This is a genomic window from Streptomyces sp. Sge12 (assembly GCF_002080455.1).
Lineage (GTDB): Bacteria > Actinomycetota > Actinomycetes > Streptomycetales > Streptomycetaceae > Streptomyces.
In genome coordinates, this window is the sequence record NZ_CP020555.1 from 3,567,674 (window position 1) to 3,584,570 (window position 16,897).

14 protein-coding genes are annotated in these 16,897 nt (G+C 72.6%); 9 read left to right on the forward strand and 5 right to left on the reverse strand.

Translation table 11 applies throughout. The annotated features are described in order from the left end of the window. From B6R96_RS15695 to hemL, 4 genes are all read right to left on the reverse strand, one after another. Complete coding sequence (locus tag B6R96_RS15695; RefSeq protein WP_079405774.1) at positions 1-627, reverse strand: TlpA family protein disulfide reductase; 627 nt, start codon at positions 625-627, stop codon at positions 1-3. A gap of 87 nt (positions 628-714) precedes the next feature. Continuing rightward, positions 715-1,950: a hypothetical protein gene (locus B6R96_RS15700; protein ID WP_081525116.1), complete on the reverse strand. Its 1,236-nt coding sequence runs from the start codon at positions 1,948-1,950 to the stop codon at positions 715-717. Between the two features lie 190 nt (positions 1,951-2,140). Then, a complete protein-coding gene (locus B6R96_RS15705; protein ID WP_030388081.1) occupies positions 2,141-2,845 on the reverse strand; it encodes a histidine phosphatase family protein in 705 nt (234 codons plus the stop codon). Next, the gene (gene hemL / locus B6R96_RS15710) at positions 2,842-4,164 is read right to left on the reverse strand and encodes a glutamate-1-semialdehyde 2,1-aminomutase (RefSeq protein WP_030388080.1); all 1,323 of its coding nucleotides are present in this window, start codon (positions 4,162-4,164) and stop codon (positions 2,842-2,844) included. Before hemL ends, B6R96_RS15705 begins: the two co-directional genes overlap by 4 nt. A 133-nt stretch (positions 4,165-4,297) precedes the next feature. Between hemL and B6R96_RS15715 the strand changes: the two genes are divergently transcribed. Further along, a complete protein-coding gene (locus tag B6R96_RS15715; protein ID WP_078626517.1) occupies positions 4,298-4,897 on the forward strand; it encodes a hypothetical protein in 600 nt (199 codons plus the stop codon). 704 nt (positions 4,898-5,601) lie between these two features. Here the strand turns inward: B6R96_RS15715 and B6R96_RS15725 are convergent. Further along, entirely contained in the window at positions 5,602-7,008 is a 1,407-nt protein-coding gene (locus tag B6R96_RS15725) for a COG1470 family protein (RefSeq protein WP_237291432.1), read from the reverse strand. A gap of 168 nt (positions 7,009-7,176) precedes the next feature. Between B6R96_RS15725 and B6R96_RS15730 the strand changes: the two genes are divergently transcribed. From B6R96_RS15730 to B6R96_RS37690, 8 genes are all read left to right on the forward strand, one after another. Then, the gene (locus tag B6R96_RS15730) at positions 7,177-7,842 is read left to right on the forward strand and encodes a helix-turn-helix transcriptional regulator (protein WP_237291433.1); all 666 of its coding nucleotides are present in this window, start codon (positions 7,177-7,179) and stop codon (positions 7,840-7,842) included. 210 nt (positions 7,843-8,052) lie between these two features. Then, positions 8,053-11,220, forward strand: a complete 3,168-nt coding sequence (locus tag B6R96_RS15735) for a DUF11 domain-containing protein (protein ID WP_081522741.1) — start codon at positions 8,053-8,055, stop codon at positions 11,218-11,220. After that, positions 11,217-11,921 (forward strand): DUF4255 domain-containing protein, encoded by a 705-nt coding sequence (locus B6R96_RS15740; protein WP_081522742.1) that lies wholly within the window; start codon positions 11,217-11,219, stop codon positions 11,919-11,921. The genes B6R96_RS15735 and B6R96_RS15740 overlap by 4 nt, the downstream gene beginning before the upstream one ends. Then, a complete protein-coding gene (locus B6R96_RS15745; protein ID WP_203351630.1) occupies positions 11,918-14,029 on the forward strand; it encodes an ATP-binding protein in 2,112 nt (703 codons plus the stop codon). The genes B6R96_RS15740 and B6R96_RS15745 overlap by 4 nt, the downstream gene beginning before the upstream one ends. Positions 14,030-14,201: 172 nt before the next feature. Continuing rightward, positions 14,202-15,761 carry a phage tail sheath family protein gene (locus B6R96_RS15750; RefSeq protein ID WP_030388074.1) on the forward strand — a complete coding sequence of 520 codons (1,560 nt, stop codon included), beginning with the start codon at positions 14,202-14,204 and terminating at the stop codon, positions 15,759-15,761. A gap of 38 nt (positions 15,762-15,799) precedes the next feature. Next, positions 15,800-16,240 (forward strand): phage tail protein, encoded by a 441-nt coding sequence (locus B6R96_RS15755; protein WP_030388073.1) that lies wholly within the window; start codon positions 15,800-15,802, stop codon positions 16,238-16,240. After that, positions 16,237-16,740, forward strand: coding sequence for a zinc-ribbon domain-containing protein (locus B6R96_RS15760; protein WP_030388072.1), 504 nt, complete (start codon positions 16,237-16,239; stop codon positions 16,738-16,740). The genes B6R96_RS15755 and B6R96_RS15760 overlap by 4 nt, the downstream gene beginning before the upstream one ends. Then, on the forward strand, positions 16,737-16,895 hold the full coding sequence (locus B6R96_RS37690) for a DUF6760 family protein (protein ID WP_184791610.1): 159 nt from the start codon (positions 16,737-16,739) through the stop codon (positions 16,893-16,895). Before B6R96_RS15760 ends, B6R96_RS37690 begins: the two co-directional genes overlap by 4 nt. Positions 16,896-16,897: the final 2 nt, after the last annotated feature.

The window sequence follows — 16,897 nt, forward strand, 5'->3', positions numbered from 1 at the left end:
TCACTGCTCCGCGAGGACGGGGTCGATCATCGAGCGCAGTTTGTCCTCGCCGAGGGGGGCCAGGGTCCGTGCGGCGATCCGGCCCTCGCGGTCCAGGACGAGCGTGGAGGGGATGGCGTTCGGGTTGAGGCTGCCCTTGGGGAAGCGCAGCAGCAGCTTGCCGTCGGGGTCGAAGAGGCTCGGGTAGGTGATACCGAACGTCTCCTCGAAGGACTTCGCGTTCTGCTGGTTGTTGTCGCGGGTGTTGATGCCCACGAAGACGACGTCCTTGCCGGCGTCGGCCAGTTCCTTGGAGACCTTCGCGAAGGCCGGGGCCTCGGCCCGGCACGGCGGGCACCAGGAGCCCCACACGTTGAGGACGACGACCTTGCCCTTGAGGGTGCTGGTGTCGAGGGTCTTCCCGTCCACGGTCTCGCCGTCGAGCTTGGGAGCCTCGGTCCGCTCGCCCTTGGCGGAGGTGGAGACGCCGCTCGCGCCCGTGACGTAGTTCCCGCCGCTGCCGGTCGGCTTGCCGCTGTCCGAACCGCCGCACGCCGTGAGCGTGAGGGCGCCGGTGATGGTCACCGCGGTCAGCAGGAGGGCGCGGCCGCTGGTCCAGCGGCGTCGGGGGGCGCGGCTATGGCTCATGTGAAAAGTTTCGCATGAGCGGCCCGGCGATCTACCGCGCCCCCCGCCCGGATGTCAATGCCCTGGTCAGGGGATGGGCAGCGCGCGTCAGACGGCGTTCAGGTACGCGCTCCAGCCGCCGGCCGGCGGCTGACCCGGGCCCAGGCCCTGGAGCCGGGCGAGCACCTTGGGGTCCTGGACCTCCAGCCAGTCGGCGAACTGCCGGAAGGATACGAGGCGTACGTCCCTTTTGTCCGCCATGCCCTTGAAGGCTTCCTCGACGGCATCCATATAGATCCCGCCGTTCCACTCCTCGAAGTGGTTGCCGATGAACAGGGGCGCGCGGTTGGTCTCGTAGGCCCGCCGGAAGCCGCCGAGGTAGGTGGCCGTGGCCTGGGCGCGCCAGCCCGGGTAGTTGGCGGGCAGCCCCCGCGTGCTGTTCTTCGACTGGTTGGCGAGGATGTTGTAGTCCATCGACAGGACTTCGAAGGAGTGCCCGGGGAAGGGCAGCGACTGCAGCGGCAGGTCCCAGACGCCGGACCGGCGCACCGGCCAGACCTGGAGGCCGCCGGGCGAGCTGGAGTCGTAGCGCCAGCCCAGCCGCTGGGCCGTCGGCAGCAGGCTGTCCCGGCCGAGCAGGCAGGGGGTGCGGGCTCCCTTCAGCTCCTTGCCGTAGTCGAAGGGCAGGGGGTCGAGGTCGGTGAATCCGGTGTTCGTGCGCCAGTTGGTGACGAACGACACAGCCTGGTCGATCTCGCTCTGCCAGTCCTCCGGGGTCCACCTGCCGACGGAACCGGAACCGGCACAGAAGTGGCCGTTGAAGTGGGTCCCTATCTCGTGCCCGTCGAGCCAGGCCTCGCGGACGTACTTCAGGGTGGAGCGGATGTTCTCGTCCTTGAGGTATCCGATGTCCGAGGCCCCGGCGGGGTTGTTCGGCGGCCGGTAGAGGTGCCGCTTCGACTCGGGCAGCAGGTAGACGCCGGAGAGGAAGAAGGTCATGGCCGCGCCGTGGTCCTTGGCGAGCTTGAGGAAGCGCGGGAAGAGACCGTTGCCGATCTCGCCCGCGCCGTCCCAGCTGAAGACGACGAACTGCGGTGGGGTCTCGCCCGGCTGGAGCGGCACGGGCGCGTCCGGCTGGTTCGGCTGCGGGCCGGTGTCGGCGGTGGAACCGTCGCCGATGGGCCTGGACACCGGCTCCTGACCGGGTTTCGGGCCGTTCGGGTGCTCGGCCGATCCGGGAGCGCCGGGACCCGGTCCGCCCGGTGAACCGCAGCCCGCGACACCCATCGCGGCGGCCGCACCGAGTCCCAGTCCCAGCAGCCCCCTCCGGCTGACTCCCCTGATGTCGCGCATGTCACCGTCCCCACTGTCGACCACCCATACCGACCCGATATCCATATAAACGGACAATCAGATCGGACATGCGAGCTGACACGGTGATTCCCGCGCGTCTTGTATTTAGTTGGGGAGAACCGTAACGACCTGTAACAGTCCCTCGATCGGGCGCGGCGGGCCCGGCGGGCCCGGCGGCGGATCAGGCGCCGAACGCCTTGGACTTGCCCTTCACCGGCTTGGCCCCGGCCAGCAGATGGGCCGGGACCAGGTCCCGGGCCGGCTCGCTGTAGCCCACCGAGACGAGCTTGTCGCCCTGGAAGGTGAAGGACGTCATCGAGGCGAGCGTGCACTGCCGGCGCCGCGGGTCGTGCCACAGCCGGCGCTTCTCCGCGAAGCTGCGCACGATCCAGATCGGCAGCTGGTGGCTGACCGCCACCGCCTCGCGGCCGCGGGCCGCGTCGCGCGCCGCCTCCAGCGCGCTCATCATCCGGACCACCTGCTCGACGTACGGCTCGCCCCACGACGGCTTGAACGGGTTCGTCAGGTGCTTCCAGTTGCCGGGCTTGCGCAGCGCGCCGTCACCGACGCCGAAGGTCTTGCCCTCGAAGACGTTCTCCGCCTCCAGCAGCCGGGCGTCGGTCGCCAGGTCCAGGCCGTGCACCTTGGCGATCGGCTCCGCCGTCTCCTGCGCCCGCTCCAGCGGGGAGGACACCACGTAGGCGATGTCGCGGCCCTTGAGGTGCTCGGCGACCCGGTCCGCCATCTGCCGGCCCAGCTCGGAGAGGTGGTATCCGTCACGACGCCCGTAGAGCACACCGTCCGGGTTGTGCACCTCGCCGTGGCGCACCAGGTGCACGACGGTCAGGTCGGGGGTGGCGGGCGTGGGGGGCGTGCTGCTGCTCATGCGGTGGCCTCCGCGGCGGCTCGGGCGGCGGCCGGCAGTGCCGCCGCGATGCGCTCGATCGCCTTCTCGTCGTGGGCGGTGGACACGAACCAGGACTCGAAGGCCGACGGCGGCAGGTAGACGCCCTGCGCCAGCATCGAGTGGAAGAACCCGTTGAAGCGGAAGCTCTCCTGCTTCTTCGCGTCGTCGTAGTTGCGCACTTCGTCCTCGGTGAAGAAGACGGAGAACATGTTGGACGCGGTCTGCAGCCGGTGCGCCACGCCCTCCTTGGCGAGGGCGCCGGTGACCAGGCCCTGGATCTCCTTCGAGACCGCGTCGACCTTCTCGTACGCGGCCGCGTCGAGCAGGCGCAGCTGCGCGAGACCGGCGGCGGTGGCGATGGGGTTACCGGAGAGCGTGCCGGCCTGGTAGACCGGACCGGCCGGAGCCAGGTGGCCCATGACGTCGGCGCGGCCGCCGAAGGCCGCGGCGGGGAAGCCGCCGCCCATGACCTTGCCGAAGGTCATCAGGTCGGGCTTCACCCCGTCGACGCCGTACCAGCCGGCGCGGGAGGTACGGAAGCCCGTCATCACCTCGTCGGAGATGTAGAGCGCGCCGTTCTCGCGGCAGAGGTCCGCGAGGCCCTGGTTGAAGCCCTCTGCGGGAGTGACCACGCCCATGTTGCCGGGCGCCGCCTCGGTGATCACGCAGGCGATCTCACCGGGGTGCGCGGCGAAGGCGGCACGTACCGCTTCGAGGTCGTTGTAGGGGAGGACGATCGTGTCGCCGGCCTGCGCACCCGTCACACCGGGGGTGTCCGGCAGGGCGAAGGTCGCCAGACCGGAACCGGCGGCTGCCAGCAGCGCGTCCACGTGACCGTGGTAGCAGCCGGCGAACTTCACGACCTTGGCGCGACCGGTGAAGCCGCGGGCCAGCCGGATCGCCGACATGGTCGCCTCGGTGCCGGACGAGACCAGGCGGACCTGCTCCACGGGCTGGATGCGCGCGACGATCTCCTCCGCCAGCGCCACCTCGCCCTCACCGGGCGTACCGAAGGACGTACCACGGGCGACGGCCGCCTGGACGGCCTCGATCACCTCGGGGTGCGAATGGCCGAGGATCATCGGTCCCCACGAGCACACGAGGTCGACATACTCACGACCGTCGGCATCGGTGAGGTACGGACCGGTCCCGGACACCATGAACCGGGGCGTACCGCCCACGGCGCGGAAGGCGCGCACGGGAGAGTTCACGCCGCCGGGGGTCACGAGGGAGGCGCGCTCGAAGAGCGTCTGCGAAACTGGGGCTTCATACGGGTACGGGTAGCTCACACCAGCCATGGTCTCAGAGGCCGCGACAGACTTGCGGACGGGCGTTTCACCGCGTCGCCGCGGGGGAGGTCACTGCCATGATGATCAGGCTGCGTGGCGGGGGCCGCGGGGCCGGGGCAAGCAAGACCAGTCGGGTGGAGATATGCAACGCGGTGGTGGACCGGGCGAGGGAACGGACGGCCTCGATCCGCAGCGCGCCCGCGAGGCCCGCCGCCGGGGCAAGCACCGCCGCCGCGGAACGGAGGCGGCCGATGCCGTCCCCGTGCCCACGACCCCGTCGGACGACCTTCCCAAGGGCCGCGGCATGGGCGTGACGTACAAGTACTTCGGCGCCCCAGACGGTGCCACGGCGGCCCGGGTCCCGGTCACGATGCGGCCGGAGGAGCTCGGCGGCGACGAGCTCGGCATGGGCGGCCTCTTCACGAAGATCAAGCCGGAGACGGTGGCCGCGATGGTCCTGACCGGCATCGAGGGCATACCCCTGCACAAGGTGCCCCCGCTGGAACTGGTCGTCCTCCACCCCGACTACGCGGTGGTCAAGCTCCCCATGACGGTGGTCGACCCGCTGCGCGGGATCGGCGAGGAATCGGTGGGCGCGGCAGCCTTCATCTGGTCCACGGTCCCGGACCGCGGCGGCCCGAGCGACGCCTTCAACGTCTACCAGCTCCTGCACGAGTGGCAGGACTTCAGCCACCGCCTCCACGAGGCCGGCCACCAGCCGTACTGCCTCGTCTGGCCCTGACCGGAGCCGGTGCGCGGGGCGGCCTGTGCCGCCCGACGCCGTGGGAGCAGAGGTCTTCCCGCACGGTGGATCACGCGGGTCCGCAGGAGCGAGTCCCGCCGCATCTCCCGAGAGACGCGCCCCCTGCGTATCCCCGCCCGCGACGAGGCAGCGGTCGATCCCGCCAATGACGGCCCCGGCCCCTCCCGGCAGACCCGCCGCGATGCGGACCGGCCGCGCCGGCGCCCGACGCGCAGGCTCGGGGCGGGCCGCAGCGCCGCCACCGGGCACGAGGCGGTCCAGCGGGCGACCGCGCGCCGGTCCCGGGGGCCGACGCGGGACACGGGTTGCGGGTCAGCGGCCCCGGCGACCGCTTCGAGCGGGAGGCCGAGGCCAACGCGAGCCGGGTCATGACCGGGGCCGCGCCCGTCCAACGCGCCGCCCGCGACGAACACGGCACGCACGGCACGCACCACCCGCACGGCCCGGGCGCCGTCGCACTGAAGGGGCCGGAAGGCAGAGACCAATTCAAGCCATATTTGGCGCTTCGTCAACTGGTGTCGTGCGTACCGGGGTTAACCGTTCCAGGCACTGTCGAAACGAAAGCGTGCGGTTGTGCGGGGAACACCCGATCGATCCTCAGGAGTGCCGATTTCCGGACGCCAGGGCAAGGGCCCTCTTTGCCCTGGCGTACAACCTGACCGACTATGGCCCTGCCGCTCGGGTCACCGGAGGTCGCTCAGCACGCCGCTCACGTTGAGCACCTCGTGACACTCCTGCGCCTGACGGCCGGTGGCCGGCGTGCCTGGCTTTGCACAGGTCACCTGAACGGTCACAGTCTGGCTCTCGGTGATGCTGATGGGGGTGACCCAGTGGTAGTCCTGGTTGCGGAACGTCTCCAGCGCGATCGTTGTGATCTTGCGGTCGCCGAAGTCGATGGTCACCACTCCCTCGTCGCCCTGGAAGTTCGCGACAACGATGTCCGTGATCCCGAAGGCCTTGCCCGCGGGCACCGTGTAGGTACCGGTCTTGGTCTGCCCACCGCCGGTCTGCAGGTCGATGGTGGCCGAGCTCTGCTGTCCCGCGGTCCCGGCAGCGCCGCCTCCGGGGCCCGTGCCGGTACCGCCGCCCGGGGCGGCTCCGCCCGCTCCGGGCTGGGTGCCCTTGCCGCCGCCGCCCGGCTGCTTGCCGTCGCCGGTCACCGGGGTCTGCCCGTTCAGGTCCGCGCTGGGCGTCGGCTTCTTCTGGACCGCTTGGTCGGCGGCCTCCTTGGCCGTGCTGCGCACTGCCGGACGCACCAGCAGGAACCAGGCGAGCAGCAGCGCGAGCAGCGCGGCCAGTACCGCGAGCAGCCAGGTCGGGAAGATCGGAATCTGGACGAACTCCAGGTCCAGCGAAGCCCGGACGGGCTCCTGCTCCTGCCGCTCCTTGACTTCCTTGGCGTCCCTGGAGTCCTTGGCGTCACCGCTGCCACCGTCGGCACCGTCGCCGGATCCGGCTTCGATTTCGGCCACGGCGACCGTGAACGGCCAGGTCACCGGGGTCCCGAACCACACCGGCCGACCGGTGCGGACCCGCATCCCCACCTCCGCCGACTCCCCCGGCTCCAGCTTCAGGTCCGTGGGCGTGAAGGCGAACTTCAGCTCCTCCCCCGGCTGGGCGGGCGTGAAGCCCAGCCGCACCGGGCAGTTGCCCTCGTTGCGCACGGCCAGTCGATAGCGTCCGCGCAGCCAGCCGCGGCGCCGTCTGGGAGCGCTCTCAGCCCGCAACTCCCGGAATTCCTCGATGTGCACGGTGGTTTCGGGGACCCGTACCGCCTCGGGCTGCTCGGTGGGCAGCACGCGCACGGCGAGCGGCACGTCCCCCGCGCGGACCTGCGATGAGCGCGGCGGTGCCAGACGGATCGTCACCGTTTCCGAGGTGCCCGGGTAGAGCGAGACCCGCTCGGGTTCCACCGTGGTCCAGGCAGCGCAGTCGCCGACGACTTCCAAGCGGTACGCCTCGACGATGTCGCTGTCGTTGCGGACGGTCAGGGTGGTGGATGCGGTACCGCCCGGCGTCACCGATACCGGCGGGATCGAGATGTCGAGGCCGGGCGCGCCAGGGCTTGAAGAGGCTGCTGGGGATGTCACACCACGACGCTATGACGGAGCCCACGCCTCCTCCACGGACACGAGGGCAACGCCCCGGGCAACCCGGATGCCCCCAAGGACTCTCCTCAATTACGAGTGCCCAACCTCCTGTTGATCATTCCTCTCCATCCGTAACCCCACATACGCATCATGGAACAGGTACGACACATGACCCAGACTCAGCACAACCGACCCGTCACCTCATCCGGCGCCGGCGAACGGGTCACCGTGGCCGTCTACGCACCGGACCCGATCCTGCACGTCGGGGTCGTCCACCAGTTGCGCCAGCGACCCGAGATCGAGCTCGTCGACGTCGCCGACAGCGCGCAGGTCTCGCTCGTCGCGGTGGACAGCGTGGACGACGAGACGGCCGCCCTGCTCTACCGGCTGCGGCACGACACCAGCACGCGTACCGGGCTCGTGGTCGGCACGTTCGAATCGGGGGACGCCTTGCAGCGGGCCATCGAATGCGGGGTCACCGCGGTGCTGCGACGCAGCGAGGCCGATCAGGACCGGCTGCTGCGCCTGGTCCTGGCGATAGCCAACGGCGAGGGAGTACTCCCCGGCGACCTGCTCGCCAAGCTCCTCGACCACGTGGGCAGCCTGCAGCGTTCCCCCCTCGACCCGCACGCCGTGTCCCTGTCCACCCTGACCGCGCGCGAGGCCGACATGCTGCGCCTGGTGTCGGAGGGCCTGGACACCGCGGAGATCGCGCGCAAGACCTCGTACTCCGAACGGACCGTCAAGAACGTGCTGAGCGAGATCATCACGCGGCTGCACCTGCGCAACCGCACCCATGCGGTCGGCTACGCCCTGCGCAACGGGCTGATCTGACCGTGCGGAGGGAGCCGGCAGCGGAAGCCGGATCCCGGACCGCTTGGTCCGCCCGCCCCGGCCGCCCCGGCGGCCCGCACGCCCACTGCCCGAAAGCGCACCCGTCGCTTCCCCCGGGTGCGGCCCCGCGGCCCTGCCCGCCCCGCGTACCGGGACGCACAGTGGCGGCGTCATACCTGAATGCTGTACCTGACTGTGAGGTGGACCGTGATGGGCACGGGTGGCTCTGGCAGTCGTCGACGCCGCTGGGGGAGGGCCGGCGCGCCACTGCTGCTGCTGGTCCCCCTGCTCGCGGTGACGGCGGCCACCGGCCCGGGCGACGCCGAGGCGCGCCCCCTGGCGGCCGACGCCGGTGACGGCAGGGTCGTGTACGCCGGCACGCGCCACCGGAGCCTCGGCAAGGTGGCGACCGGCAAATCCACCACCCCGCTGTTCGGCGAGGGGCCGGTCCATCTGGACACCCAGCCCGCCGCACTCGGCGACCAGTTGGTGTTCGCGAGCCGCCGCGACGAGCGGGCCCCGCAGGTCTACCTGCGCTCCGCCGACGGCTCCGTACGCCGCCTGACCAGCGGCCTGGACGCGGCGAACCCCCGGCTGACCCCGGACGGCCGGTCGGTCGTCTTCGACTCCGCCCAGAGCGCCCCAACCGGCGGCATTCAGCGCGACCTGTGGCTGGTGCGCACCGACGGCACCGGCCTCACCCGGCTCACCGACTCCCCCGCGAACGAGGAGCACCCCACGGTCTCGCCGGAGGGCGGACGCCTGGCGTACTCCTCCGACAGCGACCGGGCCGCCGGGCGGCAGGTCTACGTACGCCCCCTGCGCGGCGGCGCCGCCACCCGCGTCACCGACCCCGCGAACGGCACGGCCACCGAGCCGGTGTGGAACCCGGTGGACAACCCGGCGAACCGGGACGTCATCGCCTACACCGCCACCCCGACCGCCGCCGACTCGGCCGGGCCCCGCCTGCGCTGGACCGACGGGCGCGGCGGCGGTCCGCTGCTGGCGGGCGCCCAGGCCAACTGGCGTACCCACGGGGCAGCGTGGCTGCCCGACGGGAACGGCGTGCTCTTCCTCAGCCCCGACCGCACCTGTGACTGCGAGGGCGACTGGGACCACGTCTTCCAGGTGCCCGCGCATGCGGCGGACACGCCCAAGGTCGTGCTCAGCGAGAACCGCGAGGTCGGCCCGCCCACCTGGCTCGGCCCGCTGAACGGCGGCGGCGTCGTGGTCGAGCGGATCTCGGCGGCGGGGCCGCACGTGGTGACCCTCCAGGACGCCCGGACGGACGGCTCCGACCCCCGGGACCTCAACCTGACCATCCTCAAGGAGGATCCGGCGGCCGACAGCAACACCGACCCGGCCAAGGACCCGCTGTTCCAGCCCGCCGCCGGCTTCGACCCGTGGACCGAGCGGCAGAACTACACGCCCGACGGGCGCCGGATCGTACTGACCCGCTTCGAGGACACCCGCGACGGCCGGATCGAACGGATCTGGATGGCGGACGCCGACGGCACCAACGAGGCGGCCCTGCCGCTCGCCGGCCGCGGCCCCAAGGACTGGGACACCGACCCGACGTTCTCCCCCGACGGCAAGTTCCTGGCCTTCACCCGGACCTCACCCGGCGGGGTCGGCGGCGCCGCGGGCCCCGCGCGCATCCTGATCGCGGACGCGGCCACCGGCGCGATCCGCGGCGAGATCACCCCGCCCGCCGGGACGGACCGGCTCGGCGACGCCCAGCCCACCTGGTCCTCCGACGGAACGACCCTGGCCTTCACCCGGAACCTCGTCATCAACGGCCGCGGCGGCAACAAGCACATCTGGACCGTGCCCGTGGACCACCTGGACCGGCAGCGCGACCTGAGCGCCACCCTGTGCCCCGGCGCCTGCGAAGTCATCGACGACAGCCCCGCCTTCTCCCCGGACGGCGCCACCATCGCCTTCAACCGCAAGAACGGCGGCGGACGCGTCGACGAGCGCAGCGGCATCCTGCTCGCCTCCGCGGCCGGCGGCGGTGTCTGCCGGGTCCTGCTGCCCGACGCCGCCCGCGACGTGCCGGGGGCCTGCGGCCGGGAACTGCCCGAACCCACGGCCAAGGGCCCGTTCCAGCCGCGCGACGCCGCGTGGACCGCCGACGGCAAGAGCCTGGTGCTCAGTGCCCGCGGCTCCCGCGCCCCCAACAGCCCGGAGAAGCTGAAGCTGGTGGACGTGGCCACCGGCGACCACAACCTGCTCGTCACCGGCCTGCCGGGCCGCCAGAAGGAGCCCGGCGTACAGCAGTCCGTGGACCTCGCGGTGCGGGCGCCCGAGAAGGCCCCGCCGCTCACCGTCGGGAACACCACCACCGTCCGCGTGGACGTCGTCAACCAGGGCCCGGCGGCCTCGCCCGGTACCCGGCTGACCGTCGCACCGCCGCTCGGCGTAGGCGTCACCACGCTCACCGCGCCCGGCGCCACATGCGACGCCGCCGCGCTGACCTGCACCTTGGGCGTGGTGCCCCCCGGCAAAACGGTCCCCGTCACCGTCACCCTCACCGGTGTCACCCCCGGGGACCAGCCGGTGGACTGGTCGGTCACCGGCACCGTGATCGACCCCCGCCCCAGCGACAACTCCGGCCGGACCGTCGTGCCGGTGCGCGAGGCACCCGTACCCCCGAAGCCGACCCCCACCCCGCCGACGCCGACCCCGGCCCCGCCGACGACCCCGCCCGCGCCGGAGCCGCCCGCGCCCCCGGCCGGCCCCGGACTGAGCATCACGGCGCAGCCCAACCCCGGCTACGTCGGCGGCCGCGTCGTCGTCACGTACACCGTCCGCAACGGCCGCAACGCCCTGGCCACCGGCCTGCGGCTGCGCATCGGGCTCCCGCAGGGGATACCGAGCGCCGGGATGCCCCCGGGCTGCGACGCGTCCGGCCAGTGCTCCCTGCCCGACCTGGCGCCGGGCGCCCGGACCGTCCTGCGGGTCGTCCTCAACCCGGACAAGGCGCTCACCGCTCAGGTGACCGGCGACCTGACCACGACCGGCACGGACGCCGACCCCCGCGACAACACCGCCCGGCAGCAACTGCGCATCCTCCAGCCGCGCATCGTCGCCGTGCCGCCGATCGGCAAGCCCGGCTTCGTCACCTCCGTGCGCGGCGAGGACTTCCCGCCCGGCGTGCCGGTGCGGTTCACGTGGAAGCCGGGCATCACGGCAGCCGCGGCACCGACCCTTCCCCGGCGCGACGGCACGTTCATCGGCCAGCTGCTGATCCTGGCCAAGGACCAGACGGGACCCCGGATCATCACCGCGAGCGGCCCCGGCTTCTCTCCGGTGCAGACCGACTTCCTCGTGGTCAACGGCTCGGTCCAGCCGCCCGACGAGGTGACCCGCCGGTGATCCACGAAGTCGACGAGGGGCTCCGCCGGCTGCTGGCGGAGTCCGGCCTGGAGGCATCGGGCGTCGAGGTGGTCTTCGACGCCCCGACGCGCGACTGGGCGGCGCGCCGCAGCGCACCCACGGTCTGCGTGTTCCTGTACGACATCCGCGAGGACCACACGCGGCGCGGCAGCGGCGCGGGCGAGGTGTACGACGCGGACGGGTTCGTCGTCGCGCGCCGCACCCCGCCGCGCTGGTTCGAGCTGACGTACCTGGTCACCGCGTGGGCGAGCCGACCGCAGGACGAGCACCGGCTCCTGTCCCAGGTGCTCTCCTGCCTGGTGAGCACCGACACGCTGCCCCCGCCCATGCTCACCGGCACGCTCGCCGAACTCGGCCTGCTCGTGGACGTGGACGCGGGCGGCACCGGCATGGACGCACCGGCCGCGTCCGACGTGTGGTCCGCGCTCGGCGGCGAGCTGAAGCCCTCCCTCGGGCTGCGCGTGAAGGCGCCGCTGGCCGGCATCAGCAAGGTCGCCGCCCCGCCCGTCACCGAGGGGCTGGTCGTGCAATCCGTACCGCAGACCGCACCCGACGGGGGCGGGGGCGCGCGCCGGCTGCGCTACACCGAGCTGGGCGAGCCGGGGCCCGAGGGCTTCGGCGGAACACGGGAACGGCCGGGCGCACCCGCGCGCCGGCGACGGGGGGAACGACAGCCGTGACGCACACCGCCGCGCCGCCGGCCGCGCCCGAGGGCCCGACCTCGGCCCCGGCCCCGGCCGACACCACCCCGTACCTGTGGGCACGGCTCCGGCTCGTCGAGGAGCGGGTACGCCGGGCGGTCGAGCTCCGGCGGGCCGTCGACCCCGACCCGGACGACCCCTACCGGGGCCAGTACCTCACGCCCGAGGCGGTCGCCCGGATCCTGGACGCACCGGCCGGCCCCGCCCTGCCCCCGCCCGCACCGGCCGCGCCCCCGGCCGGCTCGCCGCTCGACGTCCTCGCCGCGCGCTTCGCGCTGGAACCGCTCGACCTGGACCTGCTCCTGGTGGCCATGGCGCCGGACCTGGACGCCCGCTTCGAGCGGCTCTACGGCTACCTCAACGACGACCTGACGCGCCGCCGGCCCACCGTCGGCCTCGCCCTCGAACTGTGCGGCCGCACCGGGTCCGCGGCCGCCCGGTTCCGCCTCTCCCCCACCGCACCGCTCGTCGCGGGCGGCCTGCTGGAGGTCACCGAACCCGAACGGCCGCCCCTGTCACGGGTGCTGGCCGTCCCGGACCGGGTCACCGCCCATCTCCTCGGCGACGCCTCGCCCGACCCGCGGCTGGCCGAAGTGCTCGGCCCGGCCCACGACGACCCGGCCGTCGACCCGGACGAGCTGAGGCTCGCCGTCGCCGCGGCCGGCAGCGGCACCCGCCACGTCCACCTGCGCTCCCGCGGCGGCGATCCGGAAGGCCTGGCCGCCGCCGCACTGCACGCGTGCGGGCCCGGCCCCCTCGCCCTGGACCCGGCGGCACTGGCCCGGCACGCCCGCGACCTGCCCGAACTCGCCCGCACCACCGCCCGCGAGGCCCTCCTGACGGGCGCCGGGGTGCTGCTGGGGCCGCTGGAGGAACTCCCCGACCAGCCCGACGAACGGGCCCGGATCCTGCGCACGCTGTGCACCGCGCTGCGCGGCATCCCCCTCTTCACCCACGGAACCAGCGGCTGGGAGCCCGCCTGGGCGGCCGAGACCCCCGTCACCCTGACGGTGGCGGCCCCCACCCCCGACCGGCACGTCACCCGCTGGCGGCACGCGCTGGAAGGGGCCGCCGCCGGAAGCGGCGCCGACGGGGACATCCCTGCGCTGGCCCGGTCCGTGTCCGCGCACCGCCTCGACGCCGGGCAGCTGCGACGCGCCGCCGACACCGCGGTGCGCACCGCCGCGCTCGACGGCCGCCCGCTCTCCCCCGAGGGCCTGCGCACCGCCGTACGGGCCCAGAACGGTGCCGGACTCGCCCGCCTCGCCCGCCGGGTGGAGCCCGCGGTCGGCTGGGACGACCTGGTCCTGCCCGCCCCCACCCACCGCCGGCTGCGTGAACTCGCCGTACGCGCCCGCCACCGCGACCAGGTGCTCGGGCAGTGGGGCATGCGGCCCGGCGGCGGCCGCGGACGCGGGGTGATCGCGCTGTTCGCCGGATCCTCCGGCACCGGCAAGACCATGTCCGCCGAGGTGGTCGCGGCCGACCTGGGCATGGACCTGTACGTGGTGGACCTGTCCACGGTCGTCGACAAGTACGTCGGCGAGACCGAGAAGAACCTGGAGCGGATCTTCACCGAGGCCTCGGCCGTCAACGCGGTGCTGCTGTTCGACGAGGCCGACGCGATCTTCGGCAAGCGCTCGGAGGTGAAGGACTCCCACGACAAGCACGCCAACATGGAGTCGGCCTACCTGCTCCAGCGGATGGAGTCGTTCGACGGCATCGCCATCCTCACCACCAACCTGCGCGCCAACCTCGACGAGGCGTTCACCCGCCGCCTGGACGTGGTCGCGGACTTCCCGGTACCCGACGCCGCCCAGCGCCTGGCCCTGTGGGAGCGGTGCCTGGGCGACCGGCTGCCCCGGGCCGGCGACCTCGATCTCGGCTTCTGCGCGGACCGGTTCGAACTGGCCGGGGGCTCCATCCGGGCCTGCGCCGTGACGGCCGCCTACTTCGCGGCCGCGTCGGGCGAACCGCTGACCATGAGCCAGGTGGTGACGGCGGTCGCCCAGGAGTACCGCAAGCTCGGCCGCCTGGTCCTGGAGGGCGAGTTCGGGCCGTACGTGGGCCAGGTCACCGGCCTGTGAGCCGGGGCGCCGGCCGCCGGGCGCAGCCCGGTGCCTGGCCGGCCCGGACGCGGCGACGCGGAGGGCAGCGCACTTGCCCCCGGCCAGGTCCGAACGACCTTGTCCCGGACGGCGGCCGGCGGAAAGGCTGTGGTCAGACCTGATGACGAAGCTGTAACCCGAAGGAGCGAGCATGCCGACGTACCTCACCCCGGGCGTGTACGTGGAGGAGGTGCAGTCCGGTGCTCGCCCGATCGAAGGGGTCGGCACCGCCGTCGCCGCGTTCGTGGGCTTCGCCCAGAGCGGCCCGTTCCACGAGCCGACTCTGGTCACCAGCTGGGACCAGTACTCCCAGCGGTTCGGTGGCTTCACCGAGGGCACCTACCTGCCGCACGCCGTCTACGGGTACTTCGCCAACGGCGGCGGCGCCGCCTACGTCGTCCGCGTCGGCGGGCAGGCGCAGGACACCTCCGCACCGGCCGCCGCGGGCACCGTCCCCCAGCCCCGCGCGGCGGAGCCCGTCGAGCTCGGCGGCTTCCTGATCGCGGCCCGGCCGGGCGTCGCCGGTGTCTCCGTGGAGATCGCCGACGCGGACGGCGAGAACCCGCCCGAGGACCGCTTCAAGATCCTGGTCCGCCAGGGCGACCAGGTGGCCGAGAGCTACGAGGTGTCCGCCCGCAAGAACGTCAAGGGCTACCTCGTCACCCAGGCCCGCGCCTCGAAGCTGATCGAGGTCACCGAGCAGCGGGGCGCGACCCAGACCCGGCCCGCCGGGCAGACCGTCGCCGTGCCCGACGCCTCCGCCACGTCGCCCGCTGCGACCGCCGGTGGCGGCGTGGCCCGGCTCGACCCGGCCGAGTACGTCGGCGACTCCGCCGCCCGCACCGGGTTCGCCGGCCTGGAGACCATCGACGAGATCACCATGGTCGCGGTGCCCGACCTGATGAGCGCCTACCAGCGCGGCGACATCGACTCCGAGGGCGTACGCACCGTACAGCTCGCGGTGATCTCGCACTGCGAGCAGATGGGCGACCGGGTGGCCGTCCTGGACACCCCGCCCGGGCTCTCCGCGCAGCAGGTGCGCACCTGGCGCAACGACGAGGCGGGCTACGACTCCCGCTACGCCACCCTCTACTACCCGTGGGTGCGGGTCTTCGACCCGGCCGCCGGGCGCAACACGACCGTCCCGCCGAGCGGCCACGTCGCCGGTGTGTGGGCGCGCAGCGACGCCGAGCGCGGTGTGCACAAGGCCCCCGCCAACGAGGTGATCCGCGGCGCGGTGGACCTGGAACTGCGCCTGAGCAAGGGCGAGCAGGACCTGCTCAACCCGATCGGCGTGAACTGCGTACGGGCCTTCCCCGGCCGTGGCATCCGGATCTGGGGCGCCCGCACCCTCTCCTCGGACCCGGCCTGGCGCTACCTGAACGTGCGCCGCCTCTTCAACTACCTGGAGGAGTCCATCCTCCTGGGTACCCAGTGGGTGGTCTTCGAGCCGAACGACGACCGGCTCTGGTCCAGCATCCGGCGCAACGTCACCGCGTTCCTCACCGAGGAATGGCGCCGCGGCGCGCTGTTCGGCCGCACGGCGGCGGAGGCGTTCTACGTCAAGTGCGACCGGGACAACAACCCGCAGGAATCGATCGACCAGGGCCGCGTGGTCTGCGAGATCGGTGTGTCGCCCGTCAAGCCCGCCGAGTTCGTGGTGTTCCGGCTGGCCCAGTTCTCCGACAGCACCAGCCTCATCGACGAGTGACCCTCCGGGGCAGCAGCAAGGAAAGGTGAAGGACAGTCATGGCAGAGGGCGATGCTCTTTCCACCCATATCTTCGGCGTCCAGCTCGGCGGCTACCTGGTCGAATCCATCCAGGAGATCAGCGGCCTGACCGTCGAGGAAGAGGTCGTCGAGGTCCGCCAGGTCAGCGCGGAGGGCAAGCAGATCATCCGCAAGCAGCCCGGCGCGCGCCAGGCGGGCGAGGTCACGATCACCCGGGGACTCGACAAGAGCAGCGAGTTCACCAAGTGGATCAAGGAGACCCTGAACAACGGCGCCGTCGACACCGCTCGGCAGAACCTCACCATCGAGATCAAGGACTCCACGGGCGCCACCGTCCGCCGCATCCAGCTGATGCAGGGCTGGGCCTCCAAGTGGGAGGGCCCCTCCCTGAAGGCCGGCGAGTCCGCCGCGGCCACCGAGTCCGTGACCATCGTGTTCGAGGAGATCATCGTCGAATGAGGCGCCGTACGGTGACGGCGGGCAACCTGGAGGAGATCCTCCAGGTCACTGCGCCCGCGACGGCCCCGGAGCCGGCGGCCGCACCCGCACCCCCGGCCGCCGCCGCTCCGGCGGGGCGCGAGGACCACGGACTGCGCACGGAGTTCGAGTTCGAGCTGCCGCGCGGATACGTCGACGAAGCGGGCACGGTGCACCGGCACGGCTCGATGCGCCTGGCCACCGCCCGCGACGAACTGCGCCCGCAGATCGACCTGCGGGTCAAGGAGAACCCGGCGTACCTGAGCGTGGTGCTGCTCAGCCAGGTGATCACCCGGCTCGGCACCATCACCGACGTGCACGCCGGGATCGTGGAACGGATGTACGCGACCGACGTCGCGTTCCTCCAGGACTTCTACCGGCGCGTCAACAGCGAGGGGCACACCCGCGCGGCCGTCACCTGCCCGCACTGCGAAGGCGGTTTCGAGGTCGACCTCTCCGGTGGGCGCCTGGGGGAATCGTGACGTACGCCCTCCCCCGGCTCAGGGAGGAGATCGCGTACATCGCCTACCACTTCCACTGGCAACGCGACGAGATCCTCGACCTGACCCACGGCGAGCGCCAGGAGTGGGTCAACGAGATAGCTCGCATCAACACCCGTGTGAACGAAGGCGGTTGAAC